This window comes from Pseudonocardia sp. HH130629-09 (assembly GCF_001294645.1).
Classification (GTDB): Bacteria; Actinomycetota; Actinomycetes; order Mycobacteriales; family Pseudonocardiaceae; genus Pseudonocardia.
The window spans coordinates 5,263,752-5,277,515 of sequence record NZ_CP011868.1; the positions used below are offsets into that span (position 1 = coordinate 5,263,752).

Annotated in this window: 12 protein-coding genes and 1 tRNA gene; 2 read left to right on the forward strand and 11 right to left on the reverse strand. The window is 73.3% G+C overall.

What is annotated here, in order from left to right; genetic code table 11:
• Nucleotides 1-46: 46 nt before the first annotated feature.
• The 10 genes from XF36_RS24495 to XF36_RS24540 form a co-directional block, all read right to left on the reverse strand.
• Entirely contained in the window at nt 47-484 is a 438-nt protein-coding gene (locus XF36_RS24495) for a PH domain-containing protein (protein WP_060713780.1), read from the reverse strand.
• Nucleotides 485-585: 101 nt separating this feature from the next.
• Nucleotides 586-846, reverse strand: coding sequence for a cell division protein CrgA (crgA, locus tag XF36_RS24500; RefSeq protein WP_020626195.1), 261 nt, complete (start codon nt 844-846; stop codon nt 586-588).
• A gap of 199 nt (nt 847-1,045) precedes the next feature.
• A complete protein-coding gene (locus XF36_RS24505) occupies nt 1,046-1,681 on the reverse strand; it encodes an aminodeoxychorismate/anthranilate synthase component II (RefSeq protein ID WP_060713781.1) in 636 nt (211 codons plus the stop codon).
• A 20-nt stretch (nt 1,682-1,701) separates the two neighbouring features.
• Nucleotides 1,702-3,669, reverse strand: a complete 1,968-nt coding sequence (gene pknB, locus XF36_RS24510; RefSeq protein ID WP_060713782.1) for a Stk1 family PASTA domain-containing Ser/Thr kinase — start codon at nt 3,667-3,669, stop codon at nt 1,702-1,704.
• 323 nt (nt 3,670-3,992) lie between these two features.
• Nucleotides 3,993-5,414, reverse strand: a complete 1,422-nt coding sequence (locus XF36_RS35015) for a serine/threonine-protein kinase (RefSeq protein WP_304437845.1) — start codon at nt 5,412-5,414, stop codon at nt 3,993-3,995.
• Between the two features lie 40 nt (nt 5,415-5,454).
• Nucleotides 5,455-6,924, reverse strand: a complete 1,470-nt coding sequence (locus tag XF36_RS24520; RefSeq protein ID WP_060713783.1) for a peptidoglycan D,D-transpeptidase FtsI family protein — start codon at nt 6,922-6,924, stop codon at nt 5,455-5,457.
• A complete protein-coding gene (locus tag XF36_RS24525) occupies nt 6,921-8,426 on the reverse strand; it encodes an FtsW/RodA/SpoVE family cell cycle protein (protein ID WP_082375633.1) in 1,506 nt (501 codons plus the stop codon). Before XF36_RS24525 ends, XF36_RS24520 begins: the two co-directional genes overlap by 4 nt.
• A complete protein-coding gene (locus XF36_RS24530; RefSeq protein ID WP_060713784.1) occupies nt 8,426-9,766 on the reverse strand; it encodes a PP2C family protein-serine/threonine phosphatase in 1,341 nt (446 codons plus the stop codon). The genes XF36_RS24525 and XF36_RS24530 overlap by 1 nt, the downstream gene beginning before the upstream one ends.
• Nucleotides 9,767-9,900: 134 nt before the next feature.
• Complete coding sequence (locus XF36_RS24535) at nt 9,901-10,374, reverse strand: FHA domain-containing protein FhaB/FipA (RefSeq protein WP_060713785.1); 474 nt, start codon at nt 10,372-10,374, stop codon at nt 9,901-9,903.
• A 109-nt stretch (nt 10,375-10,483) separates the two neighbouring features.
• On the reverse strand, nt 10,484-11,815 hold the full coding sequence (locus XF36_RS24540; RefSeq protein ID WP_060713786.1) for a DUF3662 and FHA domain-containing protein: 1,332 nt from the start codon (nt 11,813-11,815) through the stop codon (nt 10,484-10,486).
• 262 nt (nt 11,816-12,077) lie between these two features.
• On the opposite strand from XF36_RS24540, the gene XF36_RS24545 reads away from it, so the two are divergent.
• A tRNA-Leu gene (locus XF36_RS24545) sits at nt 12,078-12,163 on the forward strand.
• Nucleotides 12,164-12,302: 139 nt separating this feature from the next.
• Here the strand turns inward: XF36_RS24545 and XF36_RS24550 are convergent.
• On the reverse strand, nt 12,303-12,929 hold the full coding sequence (locus tag XF36_RS24550; RefSeq protein ID WP_060713787.1) for a uridine kinase: 627 nt from the start codon (nt 12,927-12,929) through the stop codon (nt 12,303-12,305).
• A gap of 51 nt (nt 12,930-12,980) precedes the next feature.
• Here XF36_RS24550 and XF36_RS24555 point away from each other — a divergent pair, with 51 nt between their 5' ends.
• Nucleotides 12,981-13,763, forward strand: coding sequence for an IclR family transcriptional regulator (locus tag XF36_RS24555; RefSeq protein ID WP_060713788.1), 783 nt, complete (start codon nt 12,981-12,983; stop codon nt 13,761-13,763).
• Nucleotide 13,764: the final 1 nt, after the last annotated feature.

Below are 13,764 nucleotides of genomic sequence, written 5' to 3' on the forward strand. Positions count from 1 at the left end.
CCGACCTCTCGGCGCTGCGGTGTCCGTGGAGACGCCGGACCGGGGGTCAGGGGCCGGTCGGGCCGGCGTCGCCGGGGCGGTGTCCCGGGCGCAGGGCGGACAGGTCGTCGAACACCTCGACCGGGTCGGCGCCCAGCTCGGCCCGGCCGAGGATGACGAGCCGCTCGTGGTCGTCGACGTCGCGCAGCTCCAGCTCCAGCAGCACCGACTCGCGGCCCAGCCTGCGGGTCCGCAGCAGGCGCAGGTCGTCCACCCGGCTCCAGGGCACGTGCCGGGTCCAGGTCAGCCTGCGGACCATCAGCCCCTCGGGACCGGCTTCCAGCCGGGGCTGGGCACGGGTTCCCGACGCCGCGGCCAGGGCGAGACCGAGCGCCGCGACACCCGCGACGAGCGCGCCGGCCGCCTCCGCCCCGGAGACGAGCACCGCGACCGACCAGCCGGTCGCGGCGACCGCCAGCACCCAGAGTGCGACGACCGTGCCCACCGGCGTCGACCACCGAAGTCGATCACCCTGCGTGGTCATGCGACGTTGTCCACAGGGTCCATCCACATGGTGGACAACTCACATCCGTGTATTTCCGCTGGTCAACGCCACCGCATGGTCATGAGAAGGCCGATCACGATGAGTGAGAACCCGATGATGAAGTTCCAGTTCCCCAGCGCGAGCATGAACGGGATGGACGGACCCGCCAGATAGTTGATCACCAGCCAGGCGAGACCGAGGATCCACATCGCGACCATGACGGCGATGTAGGCGGGGTGCGTCGGCCCCGCGACCTTCTGTGGGGTGCGGCTGACCGGGGGAGGGGTGTAGGCCGCCTTCTTGCGGACCTTCGACTTCGGCATCTGACCTCATCGCCTGTCGGAGTCGGACACGGGTCCGGCCGGTGCGCCGGCCGGGGGCGGGACCTGCGACGGGGCGCCGTGGTCGGGGCCGACCCGGACAGATCCGCCACCACGGTAGCGCGGCCGCGTCGCCGTCCGGGTCATCCAGGGGGTACAGGCGTCACACGTCACGGGGACGTCGGGCGGTGCGGAGCGGGCGTCAGACCCCGGCGACCAGCCCGGCCATCTCGGCGGACAGCCGAACGACCAGGTCCTCCGGTACGGAGCAGCCGGCCTGGCTCAGCCAGTTCGCCAACATCCGGTGTCCGCCCTCGGTCAGCACGGACTCCGGGTGGAACTGCACGCCGGAGATCGGGAGCTCCCGGTGCCGGACGGCCATGATCAGGCCGGTCTCGGTGTGCCCGGTCGCCTCCAGCTCCGACGGCAGACCGTCCGGCGGGATCGTCAGCGAGTGGTAGCGGGTGGCGGTGAACGGCGAGGGCAGCCCGGCGAGCACACCGGTGCCGTCGTGGAAGACCTCCGAGGTCTTGCCGTGCAGCAGCTCGGGCGCCCGCTCCACGACCCCGCCCCAGGCGGTGGCCAGTGCCTGGTGACCGAGGCACACCCCCAGCAGCGGGGTGCCGCGCTCCGCTGCGCGGTGGATGACCTCGACGCTGCGACCGGCCCGTTCCGGGGTGCCCGGACCGGGGCTGAGCAGGACGGCGCCGACGTCGTCGAGCTCGTCGAGCTCGACCTCGTCGTTGCGCCGGACCACCGGGTCGGCGCCGAGCTGGGCCAGGTAGTGGACCAGGTTGTAGACGAAGCTGTCGTAGTTGTCGACGACGAGGACGCGCACTGTTCCTCCCGGAAGGATGGTCAGTTGAACGGGAACCCGCTGTTGCCGCTGTTGTCCCCGTCGCTGCTGCTGCCACCGGAGTAGCGGCCCACGGTGAGGGTAACGGTCTGGCCGCTGGAGGCCTCGGACCCGCCGGACGGGCTCTGCTGCAGCACGACGCCGTTCTGGGAGGAGTCCGAGACGTCGACCTGACGGATCGACGGGCTCAGCCCCGCATCCTGCAGCGTGCTGATCGCGCTGTCGACACGCTGGCCGACGACGTTGGGCACCTGGTTCTGGTTCCCGCGGCTGATCTGGATGGTGATGGTCTGGTCGGGTGCGACCCGGGTCCCGGCCGAGGGGTTCGTGCCGACCGCCTGGCCGGCCGAACTGCTGCCGTCGACCTCGGTCGTGGAGATCGACTGGAAACCGGCGTTCTGCAGTGTCGTCCGGGCGGCGTCGGCCGACTGGCCCGCGACGTCGGGCACGGCGACGGTCTGCTGCCTGCGACCCACCACCAGCGACACCGCGGTGTTGCCCGAGACCTGCTGGCCCGGCCCCGGGTCGGAGGCGATCACCTTCCCGACCTGGCTGGAGTCACTGGTGTCACGCTCGGTACGGCCGCCGACCTGTAGACCGGCCGCCCGGAGCGTGGCCTCGGCCTCGTCCGGGGACAGGCCCTCGACGCTCGGCACGGTGACCTGCGCGGGCCCGCTGCCGACGTAGACCGTCACCCGGCTGTTCTCGGGGACCTGGTTGCCGCCGCCGGGGTCGGTCCGGACGACCTTGCCGACCTGTGCGACGTCCGACGGCTGGTCCTGCTGGGAGAACAGCAGCCCGGCCTGGGTGATGGTCTGCCGGGCCTGGTCCGGGGACTGGCCGAGTACGTCGGGCACCGCGACCTGGTCCGGGCCCGAGGAGGAGAACAGCTGGAAGCCGACGAAGCCGAGCAGCCCGATCACCGCGAGTGCGACGACCCACAGGAGTGCCTTGCGGCCCCCTCCGCGACGCTCGTCGTCGCCGTAGTCGGGGTGGTGCGGCGGCATCGTGTGCCGGCCGGTGGCCGGGCCGCCCGCGTCGAGCCGGCGCGTCGCCATGGCCTGGGTCGCGCCGTCGTGGGCCATCATGTGCGTGCGCTCGTGCTCGCTCATGACCAGCGGCGCGTGCACCGGCTCGCCGTTGCGCACGCGGATCAGGTCCGCCCGCATCTCGGCGGCCGACTGGTAGCGGTTGGCCGGGTTCTTGCTGAGCGCCTTGAGCACCACCGCGTCAAGTGCCGGGGGCACCGACGGGTTCAGCTCGGACGGTGCCCGGGGGTCCTCCCGCACGTGCTGGTAGGCCACCGCGACCGGGGTGTCCCCGGTGAACGGCGGCTCGCCGGTCAGGAGCTCGAACAGCACGCAGCCGGCGGCGTAGACGTCCGATCGGGCGTCCACGGCCTCACCGCGGGCCTGCTCGGGGGACAGGTACTGCGCCGTGCCGATGACGGCCGCGGTCTGGGTGACGTTCTGGCCCTCGCCCAGTGCACGGGCGATGCCGAAGTCCATGACCTTGACCGCGCCGACGCCGTTGATCATCACGTTCGCGGGCTTCACGTCGCGGTGGATGATGTTGTGCCGGTGCGAGAAGTCGAGCGCGGCGCAGACGTCGGCCATCACCTCGACGACCCGCTGCTGGGTCATCGGGCCGGACGTCTTGACGATCTCGCGCAGCGTCTGCCCGTCGACGAACTCCATGACGATGTAGGGCAGCGTCCCGAACTCGGACTCGACCTCGCCGGTGTCGTACACCGCGACGATCGCCGGGTGGTTCAGCGACGCCGAGTTCTGCGCCTCACGGCGGAAGCGGAGCTGGAACTGGGGGTCGCGGGCCAGGTCGGCCCGCAGGACCTTGACCGCCACGTCCCGGCCGAGCCGGGTGTCGAGGCCGCGGTGGACCTCGGACATGCCGCCGTAGCCGAGCGGGTCGCCCAGCTCGTAGCGCTCGGAGAGCAGTCGTGGTGTCGTCATCGGTTCAGGTTCCCGTACTCATCGAGTCCGTCGGAGGCGTGCTCATCATGCCGGTCGGCGCCCACTGCCGGTCCCGTACGGGCGGCATCTGCGCCGGAGCGACCGTTCGGTGGGATCACCGGGACATCACCGGGCACCTCCGGTCGATCTTGGGCACGGGGGACGGCGAACGGCTCTGCCGGGACCGCCGGTCCCGTGGACCCGGCCGGGGGGGCCGGCCGCGGTCGCCACGGTACCGGGCGCGACCCCCAGTGACCCGGGCCGCATGTCGTCGGGCGAGACACCCCTCAAGATCATCACTGCCAGTAGTACGGCGGCGAGCGTCAGGACCACGAACAGCACGGCCAGCCACGCCTTCGCCCGGCCGGACCGTTGCGGGCCCAGATCGAGGGGGCCGGACGGGTGCAGCTCGGGCATCCGGTCGGCGGAGGCGTTGCGGCGCACCGGCGGACGCGTCGGCGCCGAGCGCTGCTGCCCCGGGAACCCGGGCCCGGTGGGCGGCTCGCCCGGACGACCGCCGGCGGCCGGACCGCCGGCGCGCGGCCCGGTGTGCGGCGGACGCAGTGGGGCGCCGTAGGGCGGCGAGCCGGGGGCACCGGGACCGGCCCGGACCCTGCCGGCGTCCCGCCCGGGGTACGCGGTCCCTGCGGCCCGCCAGGCCCGGCGCCGGGGTAGGGACCGGTGACCGGGCGGGACACGCCCTGGTCCGGCCCGCTGCGGCGGGCGCCGTCGGGGCCGGGGTCGCCGGTGCGCGGGCCGCGGTCGGCGGTGTCGGGACCGCCGGCGGACGGGCCGTCGCCGGTCCCCGGTCCGCTCTCCTGCAGGGAGTGTCGCGAGCCGCTGCCGTCGTCGCCGCGGAAGTCGGGCGCGTACCCGCCGGGGGCGGGGATGCCGGGCGGCGGCGGCCGGTGCCCACGCCGGACCGCGGCGACGGCGTCGGCGAACTCGGCGCCGTCGGTGTAGCGCTGCTCGGGGTCCTTGACCAGCACCGAGGAGATCAGCTCGCGGACCCGCTCGGGGATCTCGTCCGGGAGCGGCGGCGGGTCGTCGCGGACCTGCATCATCGCCACCGCGACGGCGCTCTCGGCGCGGAACGGCCGGACTCCGGCCAGGCACTCGTAGCCGACGATGCCCAGGGAGTACACGTCGCCGGACGGACCGGCCTCCTCGCCGGAGGCCTGCTCCGGTGCGATGTAGTGGGCGGTGCCCATCACCATCCCGGAGCGGGTCACCGGGACGGCGTCGGCGGCCTTGGCGATGCCGAAGTCGGTCAGCTTCACGACGCCGTCGGTGCGCAGCAGGATGTTGCCGGGCTTGACGTCGCGGTGGACGAACCCGCGCTCGTGCGCGGCGAACAGCGCCCGGCCCGCCTGCTCGAGGATGTCGAGCGCCTCGTCTGCGGGGATGGGCCCGCGCCCGATCCGCGACGACAGCGGCTCGCCCCGGACGAGCTCCATCACCAGGTAGGCGGTGCGCCCGCCGCCGGTGGGGCTGTCGTCCTCGCCGTAGTCGTGCACGGCGGCGATCCCGGCGTGGTCCAGCGAGGCGACGGTACGGGCCTCGATGCGGAACCGGTGCAGGAACTCGGGGTCGTCGGAGAGCTCGGCCTTGAGGACCTTCACCGCGACGCTGCGCCCGAGCCGGGTGTCGGAGGCCTCCCAGACCTCGCCCATTCCGCCGACCGCGATCCGCCGGTCCAGCTGGTAGCGCTCGGAGATCAGCTGCCCGGCCGACAGGGCGCTCACGGGACCGCCGGGGACCTGCGCCGGGCCGGGTCCCGCGGGCTCACTGGGCGTCCCGCAGCGCCTCGGCGATCACGGCCCGCCCGATCGGGGCCGCGACGGAGCCACCGGTCGCCTCCAGCGCCCGGTCGCCGCCGTTCTCGACGAGCACGGCCACCGCGACCTTGGGGTTCTCCGCCGGGGCGAACGCCACGTACCAGGCGTGCGGCGGGGTGTTCTTCGGGTCGGTGCCGTGCTCGGCGGTACCGGTCTTCGACGCGATCTGGACGCCGGTGATCTTGCCGCCGCCCGAGGTCCGGTCCTCCGAGCCGACCATCAGGTCGGTCATGGTGCGGGCCACGTCGGCCGGCATCGACCGCGACATCCGGTCGGGCTCGGTGGTGTCGACGACGTCCAGGGTCTGGCTCTGGATCTCCTTGACCAGGTGCGGGGCCATCGTCTGGCCGCCGTTGGCGATCGAGGCGCCGATCATCGCCAGCTGCATCGGGGTCAGCCGGACGTCGCGCTGCCCGATCGCGGACTGCTGGGTGGAGGGGGTGTCGGACATCGGGCCGACCTGCGACGCGGTGACCGGCATCGGGATCTGCAGGTCGGTGCGGCCGATGCCGAACGCCTCGGCCTGGGCACGGAGCTTGTCCGCACCGAGCTCGCCGCCGAGCTGGGCGAACGCGGTGTTGCAGGAGCGTGCCAGCGACTCGCGCAGCGACGCCGTCGCCCCGCCGCCGCAGGCCGAGCCGTTGTAGTTCTCCAGGGTCGTCGTGGAGTCGGCCAGCTGGATGCTGCGGGCGGCCGTGAGCTGGCTGTCCGGGGTGTAGCCGTTCTGCAGGGCGGCCGCGGTGGTGACGAGCTTGAACGTCGAGCCGGGCGGCTCGATCTCGTTGATCGCCCGGTTGGTCCTCGGGTCCGGGTCCTCGGCGCCGTAGCGCTGCCAGGCCCGCTGCTGCTCGGCGGGGTCGGGCGAGGCCAGCGTGTTCGGGTCGAACGACGGTGTCGAGGCCATCGCCAGGATCTCGCCGGTCTGCGGGACCAGCGCGACGACGGCGCCGGTGTACCCGCGGGACGCCAGCCCGTCGTAGGCGGCGCGCTGCACCTCGGGGTCGATGGTGGTCACCACGTTGCCGCCCGCCGGGTCCCGGCCGGTGATGAGGTCCGACAGCCTGCGCACGAACAGCCGGTCGTCGGTGCCGTTGAGCACCTCGTCGGCGGACCGCTCGAGCGCGGTCTTGCCGTACACGGTCGACAGGAAGCCGGTGACCGGCGCGAACATCTCGCCCTGCGGGTACTGGCGCGCGAAGCGCAGCCGCCCGTTCCCCTCGACGCTCTGCGCGAGGACCTGCCCGCCGGCGACGATCTGCCCACGCTGACGCGAGTACTCGTCGATCTGCGAGCGCTGGTTGCGGGGGTCGTCCCGGTACTGGCCGGCCATGACGACCTGCACGTAGGTGATGTTGCCGAGCAGGACCACGATCATCACCATCACGGCGAGGGCCACGCGGCGGACCGGGCGGTTCACGTCTCGCTCCTCTGGGCGGCGTTGGCGGCGTTGGCGGCACCGTCGGCGCGGTTGTCGTCACGGGTGTCGGACCGGCCCGCTCCGGGACGCTGGACGAGCTCGGTGCTGGCCTCGGCGATCGGCGCCCGTGGCTTCGCGGGCCGCACGGGCAGCGGTGCCCTGGCCACGTGCGAGATCCGCAGCAGGATCGCCACCAGCACGTAGTTCGCCAGCAGCGACGAGCCACCGTAGGACAGGAACGGCAGCGTCAGACCGGTCAGCGGGATCAGCTTCGTCACCCCGCCGATGACGACGAAGATCTGCAGCGCGACCGAGAACGACAGCCCGGTCGCGAGCAGCTTCCCGTAGGAGTCGCGCACGGCCAGTGCCGAGCGCAGTCCGCGGGTGATGAGCACCAGGTAGACGAGCATGATCGCGGCCAGCCCGATCAGCCCGAGCTCCTCGCCGAGCGAGGAGAAGATGAAGTCGGACTCGGCGAAGGGCACGATGTCCGGCCGGCCGGCACCCAGCCCGGTCCCGCCGACGCCGCCGGTGCCGAGCCCGAACAGCGCCTGCGCGAGCTGGTAGCCACCGCCGCTGAAGTCGGCGAACGGGTCCAGCCAGATCCGCACACGGGTCTGGACGTGGCCGAACAGGTTGTAGGCGACGACGGCGCCGCCGGAGAACGCCAGCAGCCCGATCACCATCCACGACACGCGTTCGGTCGTGGTGTAGAGCAGCACCAGCACCAGGCCGAAGATCAGCAGCGAGCTGCCGAGGTCGCGCTGCAGCACGAGCACGCCGACCGACAGCCCCCAGGCGACGAGCAGCGGCGCCAGGTCACGGGCACGGGGCAGCTCCATTCCCAGGAAGCGACGGCCCGCGGTGGAGAGCAGGTTGCGCTTCTGGACCAGGTAGGCCGCGAAGAAGATGATCAGCAGGATCTTGGAGAACTCGCCGGGCTGGATGCCGGGTCCGCCCGGGATGCGGATCCACAGCTTGGCGCCGTTGACCTCGGAGATCGACGACGGCAGGAGCGCCGGGATCGCCAGGAAGACCAGGCCGACGAAGCCCGCGGTGTAGCCGTAGCGGGCCAGGGTGCGGTGGTCCCGGACGAAGAACAGCACCAGCGCGAACAACGCCAGGCCGGCGACGGTCCAGGTGATCTGGGCGCTGATCAGCCCACTCGGCACCGGGCTCCCGGTGGCGTCGGCGCGGGCGGCCTTCGCCAGGTCGAGCCGGTGGATCATCACCAGGCCGATGCCGTTGAGCAGCGCGACCGACGGAAGGATCAGCGGATCGGCGTAGGGCGCCAGGAAGCGCACCGCCACGTGTGCCCCCGCGAACAGCACGAGGTACGCCAGGCCCACCCACAGCAGGTCGGTCGTGAGCGACTGCTCCTGGTTCGCCTCGACCAGGACCAGTGCGCCGGTGGTGAGGACGGCGGCCAGGCCCAGCATCAACAGCTCGATGCCGCGGCCGGTGGGCGTGGTCGGCTCCGTGGCGGAGCTGCCCGTGGCCATCAGCCGTCGAGCCGGCAGTTCCGGCCCGGTTCCGGGGTCGCGGTCGGCAGCGGGGTCGTGGTCACCGGCGGGGCGCCGGGCACCTGGACGACCGGGGGCGGCTGCGGCGGGTTCAGCGTCGAGCAGAGCGGGAGCATGCGATCCCGGAGCCGGTCGACGGTCTGCCGGGCACCGGTCTCGCCGTCGTCGGAGACGATGCCGTCGGTGACCTGGCTGCGGACCGCCTGCGGCAGGTCGTCGAGGCCGATGTCGGTGGACTCGACCACCCGCTGCAAAGGGACCCCGAGCACGTTGCCGCGCACGCCCTGGTAGATCGCGACCTGGTTCTGGTCGACGGCGACGTAGTACTGCTGCAGCACCAGGGCCCGGGCGACGAACACGCCCGCCACCAGTACCACGAGCACGCCCAGCAGGGCGAGCGCCGGACGCAGGCCGCGCCGGCGTCGCGGCTGCTCCGCGGCGGCGGGCTCCAGGCGCACCGGCTGGGTGCGGGGCAGCGTGGTGGCGGCGGCGCGCTGCGCCGAGGAATGCGGGGTCCGCTCGTCGTGGCGGTAGTCGCCGTCGCCGGCGCGTGGGTTGCGGCCGGCGGAGCCCCCGATGATCGGGGCGTCGTCGGCGTAGTCGACGTCCACCACGTCGGCGACGATGCAGGTGATGTTGTCCGGCCCGCCGCCGCGCAGCGCCAGCTCGATCAGCCGGTCGGCGCACTCGCGCGGGTCGGCGTAGTCGGTCAGCGTGTCGTGCAGCGTCTCGTCGCTGACCGGGCCGGACAGGCCGTCGGAGCACAGCAGGAAGCGGTCACCGGCGCGGGCCTCGCGGATGGACAGCGACGGGTCGACGTCCTGCCCGGTGATGGCGCGCAGCAGCAGCGACCGCTGCGGGTGCGTGTGCGCCTCCTCCTCGGTGATCCGGCCCTCGTCGATCAGCGACTGGACGAACGTGTCGTCCTTGGTGATCTGGGAGAACTCGCCGTCACGCAGGAGGTAGCAGCGCGAGTCGCCGACGTGGACCATCCCCAGGCGCGAGCCCGCGAACAGGATCGCGGTCAGCGTGGTGCCCATGCCCTCCAGGTCGGGGGCCTCGGCGACGTGGCGGGAGATCGCCTCGTTGCCGTCGTGGGTCGCGTCCCGCAGCTCGGCGAGCAGGTCGTCGCCGGGCACGTCGTCGTCGAGCGGGGCCAGTGCGGAGATCACCAGGGACGAGGCGACCTCGCCCGCGGCGTGGCCGCCCATGCCGTCGGCGAGGGCGAGCAGGCGGGGGCCCGCGTAGACGGCGTCCTGGTTGTTCTGCCGGACCAGTCCGCGGTCACTGCGGGCCGAGTAGCGCAGCACCAGTGTCACGGGGCGGCTCCGGCTTCGGTCGGGGCACGTCGGTCGGATCCCGCGCCGCGGGACCGGTCGGACGGCCGCGGCACCGGGGGAGCGGTCGGTCGCGTCGGGCTCACGGTCGGTACCTCATGGTCGGTCCGTGTCCGTCACGATCGCAGCTCGATCACCGTCTTGCCGATGCGGACCGGTGTCCCCAGCGGGACCCGGGTGGGCCCGGTGACCTTATTACGTTCCAGATAGGTGCCGTTCGTCGACCCGAGATCCTCGACGTACCAGTCGTCACCCTGCTGCGAGATGCGCGCGTGCCGGGTGGAGGCGTAGTCGTCGTCGAGCTTGAGGGTCGAGTCGTCGGCGCGGCCGATCAGGATCGGCCGCGAGTCGAGCGTGATGCGGCTGCCTGCCAGCGGCCCCTGGGTGACGAGCAGCTGGCGGGCCACCTTGCCGCGGCCACCGCCGCGGACCCGGGTGGCCCGGCCCCCGCTGGCACGGCCGGGTGCGGCCGCCCGGAGACCGGACGCCGCGTAGAGGTCGGAGCGGACGACCTGGAGCGCGAGCAGGACGAACAGCCACAGGAGGGCCAGGAAGCCGCCCCGGGTCAGTTGCAGTACCAGTTCCGGCACGTCGTCCTACTCGCCTTCTCGTGTTTCTGCACGTTCCGCCCGCCCGGTGGATCACCGGGCGGGCGGGGACGCACCGCTGTCGCTGCGCGGGTTCCGCTCCGCGGGTGGCTCAGCCCTGGGTGCGGAACACCAGGCTGGAGTGACCCACGCGGATCACGTCGCCGTCGGTCAGCTGGCAGGACTGCACCGGCGAGTTGTTCACCGTGGTGCCGTTGGTCGAGCCCAGGTCGTTCAGGGTCGCGACCTGGCCGTCCCAGGTGACCTCCAGGTGCCGGCGGGACACGCCGGTGTCCGGGAGCCGGAACTGGGAGTCCTGACCGCGGCCGATGACGTGGGTGCCCTCGGCCAGCTGGTAGTTGCGGTTCGAGCCGTCGTCCAGGATCAGCATGGCGGTCAGCTGCGCGGGAGCGCCCCAGCCGCCCTGGCCGCCGTAACCCTGGCCGTCGTAGCCCTGGTCGTAGCCCTGCTGCGGGTAGCCGGGCTGGGCGTAGCCCTGCTGCTGGCCGTAGCCGCCGTCGTAGCCCTGGTCGTAGCCACCCTGCTGCGGGTAGCCGGGCTGCGCGTAGCCCTGCGGCTGACCGTAGCCACCCTGCTGGGGCTGGCCGTAGCCGTCGTAGCCCTGCTCGTAGCCCTGCTGGGGGTAGCCGCCCTGCTGGGGCTGGCCGTAGCCCTGCTGGCCGTACTGGTCGTACCCGCCCTGCTGGGGCTGACCGTAGCCCTGCTGGGGGTAGCCGCCCTGCTGCTGCCCGTACTGGTCGTAGCCGGGCTGCTGCTGGTCGTACCCGGGCTGCTGGCCGTAGCCCTGCTGGGGCTGCCCGTACTGGTCGTAGCCGGGCTGGCCGTAGCCGCCCTGCTGCTGCCCGTACTGGTCGTACCCGCCCTGCTGCTGCTGGCCGTAGCCGCCCTGCTGCTCCTGGTCGTACCCTTGAGGAGCGTAGGTCTGCTGGCCGTACCCGCCGGGTGCGCCCCGGTCGTATCCGTACTGCCCGTTCTCCTCGGGGTGGCCCGGTTGCTGGCTCATGGGTGCTTCTCCTGCGGTGCGTGCTCGGTTGGCGGCCCGACGGGAAGCGTCGGGGTCGACAGCGGAGCGGGTGCGGAATTGTCCCGTGTGCAGCGCCTCGGAGCGCTCCAGAAAGACTACGACCTCACCGTAGGTGTCCCAGCCCTGGTCGGTGAGTTCTTTCGCCACGTGCGACGAGAGGGATCGGACGACCCCGTCCTCGTCGCCCGCCATCCGGTCGAGATCGCTGGGGCTGAGCAGAACGGTGTACCGGTTGGGCGCCAGCTGGCGACCTCCGGCGAGCTGCTCGACGTTGTCCTCGGCTTCCCTCAGCAGTGCCTGTGCGACTTCCTGTGGGACGACACTGCCTCCGAAGACCCGCGCGAAGGCGTCGCCCACGAACCCCTGAAGTCGGCGCTCGAAGCGGTCCACGCGGCCCAAAAGATCTCCTCCATCCGCATCGGCGTGTCGGTGATGTGCGACCGATCGTATCTGTGTTATCCGCCGGGCCCGGCGGGGCCCGGCACGAGCGGGTGATCGGCCCCGCCGTGCCACCGGCGTGCTCCCCTCCGATGTACCCGGCCCGGCGCCGCCGCGCATCCCGTGCCCCGCCCGTCGCGACCCCCTCCGGCCGGTGGTCGACGTGCAGGGGACCCCCCTGCGAACGACCGCCGAGCAGGGTGCTAACTTCCTCGTGTCGCTCGGGCGAGTGGCGGAATGGCAGACGCGCACGGTTCAGGTCCGTGTGTCCGAAAGGACGTGAGGGTTCAACTCCCTCCTCGCCCACCACCTCCCCTCATCGGGGATTCTCCCCCTCCAGCGGTCACCGCCGCTATCGCGAGATCGGTTCCGGGTGTCACCCGTTCCGGTCTCGCTTTTCTCTTTTCCGGGTTCCGGCCACGCTCCGTGCTCGGACGTTGTGCGCCGATCAGGCGTCCCGCAGCGCCGGGCGGTCGGGATGGTCGGCCATCACGAGGACATCGGCGAACGAACCGGGATCGCCCTCGCTCTCGTAGCGGGTGTACGCGGCGACCGTCCACGCGTCCTCGGAGGCCAGCAGACGCCGCAGCGCCGCCCCGCCGACGCGCAGGTGCACGGTCAGCTCGGCCGCCAGGCCCCGGCCCAGCAGCCGCCCGCCGGCGAGCAGCACCACGCCGTCCGGCCCGAGGGGCACCGGCTCGTCGCGGTAGGCGCGGTCGCGCACCGTGTCGCGCAGCCGGGGCAGCACCAGGCCGCTGCCCTCGGGTTCCATCGGGGCGAGGACCTCGCGGCGCAGCGCAGGCTCGTCGAGCCAGCCGTCGAGGAACATGTCCGGGTCGGTGCGGCCGAGCTCCAGGCGGACCGAGGCCGGGCGCAGGAAGTCGTCGGCGTCCACCGCCAGGGCGGTGCGGCCGCCGGCGCGCAGCCGCTCCGCCACCGCCCTGGCCAGCTCCAGCGGGGCCGCGGGCGGGGCGCCGTCGACGAGCACGCGCACCCGGCCGGGCAGCTCCGTGGCGCGCTCGGCCAGGTGCGCCGCGAGTCCCGCCCGGTCGACGGGCCGGAACGCCCCTGCCATGTCGTCCTCCCGGTCCTGGCGTGCCCTCGGTCCCGCAGCGACACTAGGCGGATGGTCGGCGACGGCGCGGGAGCGGTGCTGCGCCGAGCGCTGCGGGTCCTCGAGGCGGTCGCCGAGGCGGGCGACGGGGTCAGCGCCAAGGCCCTCGCCCGCCGGCTGGAGCTGCCGTTGCCGACGACGTACCGGCTGCTCGGGACGCTCGTCGAGGAGGGCTACCTGGTCCGCCTGCACGCCGAGCGCGGGTACGGGCTGGGCTATCGCGTCGTCGGGCTCTACCGGGGGATGACCGACCCGATCGTGCCGCCCGCCCCGGCCCGTGAGGTGCTCGCCGAGCTGCACACCACGGCCCGCGCGGCGGTGGTGCTGGCCGTGCTGCGGTCCGACGACGTCGTCGTCGCCCACACCGAGACCTGTGCGGCTCACCCCGGCCCGGGTGCGGTGACCGGGGAGCCGCTGCCCGCGCACGCGACGGCACCGGGCAAGGCCCTGCTCGCCGGGCTCGACGGCGGCCGGCTGGCCGACGTCCTCGGTCTCGGGCACGGGCCGCTGGCGCCGCTGACCCCGCACACGCTCACCGACCGGCGGCTGCTCGACCGCGACCTGCTGAGGGTCCGCTCGGCGGGGGTCGCGGTGGAGGTGGAGGAGCACGCCCGCGGCCGGGCCGGGCTCGCGGTGGCGGTGCCGCACCCGGGCGGCCGGGCCGCGCTGTCGGTCGTCGTCAGCCGGGCGGACTTCACCGGGCGCCGCTGGGAGCTCGAACGCGCGGTGCGCGAGGCCGCGGTGCCGCTGGCCCGGCACCTGTCCGCCGCGCCGGGGGTCGCCGCGTCCGGCTGAG